The organism is Flavobacterium sp. (genome assembly GCF_029242675.1).
Taxonomy (GTDB): domain Bacteria; phylum Bacteroidota; class Bacteroidia; order Flavobacteriales; family Flavobacteriaceae; genus Flavobacterium.
The window spans coordinates 1-2,088 of sequence record NZ_JAQWTM010000017.1 but is presented as its reverse complement, the minus strand read 5'-3'; the positions used below and the strand labels follow the sequence as shown (position 1 = coordinate 2,088).

At 36.1% G+C, this 2,088-nt stretch carries 1 protein-coding gene; it reads right to left on the bottom strand.

What is annotated here, in order from left to right; genetic code table 11:
- On the bottom strand, nucleotides 1–1,938 hold a 1,938-nt coding region (locus tag P8M54_RS00585; RefSeq protein ID WP_300283813.1), incomplete at its 3' end, for a M1 family metallopeptidase.
- Nucleotides 1,939–2,088: the final 150 nt, after the last annotated feature.

Genomic DNA, 2,088 nt, shown 5'->3' with positions numbered 1-2,088 from the left:
TGTAATACTTTCTATTTCTTCAGTAGAATTATGTTTGAAAGTCCAAGACTTATTTTTTTGCCAAACTTCAACAGGTAATTTCACTCTTTCGACACCACCACTTTTTAATTTAATATCTAAAACAACTGGCATAGGCATTTTTTCGAAATTCTCAATTGTAATAACTACACCTTGCTTAGAATCATTTTTTACATATTTGATTGAATTAATTCCTTGGTCAAAACGCCAGTTGTATTCAAACCAACCTCTCCAAAACCAACTCAAATCTTCACCAGCCACATTCTCCATAGTTCTAAAGAAATCATCTGGAGTTGGGTGTTTAAAAGCCCAACGTTCAACATAGGTACGGAACGCATAATCAAATCGCTCTGCTCCTAATACTTGTTCCCGTAAAATAATCAAACCTGCACTTGGTTTAGAGTAGCACAAAAGTCCAATATTAGCTTCCTTCATATTATCAGGAGAGCTCATTATTGTCTCTAGCTTAGGATTCGTATACACTTCGGCCATTCTATGTAAATCAGCTGGACCTTGCTTGTACTCACCATTGTTAAAATCATTTGAACTTAATGAGTTGATAAAAGTATTGAAACCTTCGTCCATCCATGCAAATAAACGCTCATTAGATCCTACAATCATAGGAAACCAGTTGTGACCAAATTCATGATCAGTAACTCCCCATAAATCCTCTCCTTTAGATTCCCATCCACAAAAAACAATTCCAGGATATTCCATTCCTCCCTCGTTACCTGCTACGTTAGTTGCAACTGGATACGAGTATTCAAACCATCTTTTAGAATAATTTTCGATAGAATATTTCGTGTATTCTGAAGATCTACCCCAAGCATCATTACCATCACTTTCTACAGGATAGGCTGACAACGCTAATGATTTTTTTCCGCTAGGCAAATTAATTTTCGCACCATCTAGAATAAAGGCAGCCGAAGAAGCCCAAGACAAATCTCTTGCATTCTTCAACTTATAATGCCAAGTTTTTGTAGCTGCAGCAGTTGTTTTTGCGAGAGCAGCTACTTCGTCAGCAGTACGAATAAGAACTGTTTTATCACTTAGTTTAGCTTGTGCTAATCTTGTTTGTTCTGTTGCTGAATATACCGCTGTTGGATTAACTAATTCTCCTGAACATACCACGATATGATTAGCAGGCGCTGTAATATTAACATCAAAATCTCCGTACTCTAAATAAAATTCTGAAGCTCCTAAGTAAGGATTCGTATTCCATCCACGTACATCATCATACACACACATGCGCGGGTACCACTGTGCGATTGTAAAAATCTTACCGTTTTTTGTATCTAAAACTCCTGTTCTATCCGAACCTTCTTTTGGAGAAATATAAGAGAAATCTATTTTAATTTTAACAGATCCCCCTTTAGCTTTCAAAACCTCAGGTAAAAAAACTTGCATTCTTGTATCAGTAATGACGTATTTAGCGTCAGTTTCGGAAACTTTCCCTTTATAAGTCGATACAATTTTTACCGATTTAATTTTGTGACCTCCGTCAAAAACTTCTCCTCTAGCACCATTACGGCTTCCTGTCATTGGTACAACGGCGTTACCGCGGGAATCGTCTTTGAATAAATTTTGGTCAAGATTCATCCAAACAAAATTCATTTGATCTGGACTGTTGTTCGTATAGGTAATAACATCAGTACCTACAATCTCATTCTTTGCCTCGTTTAATTTGGCTGTAAGAACATAATCAGCTCTGTTTTGCCAATATTCAGCTCCAGGCTGTCCACTTGCAGATCGTGTTGATGTTCCATTTTTAGTGTAGAAAAAAGGAGCAAAAGCGTCATGATAATTGTAATTAGAAACGGGAGCAACTGCTGTGGTAGCCGGTGTTTGTTGCGCCCAAAGGGAAGTTACTCCCAATAATAAAGCCATTTGATAAATAGCCTTAAAGCGAAATTTTTTCATAAGTAGAAATGTTTATATAGCAAATTAACAAAAATTAAGTAGCACTAAATTACTTTCATTAAAAAAAGTGCAGCTAACTATAAGTTGCATTAACTGTACAAAAGTTACATCCCATTGTCTTTGTTTTAAAAAATCGAAAATTAGCTTTAC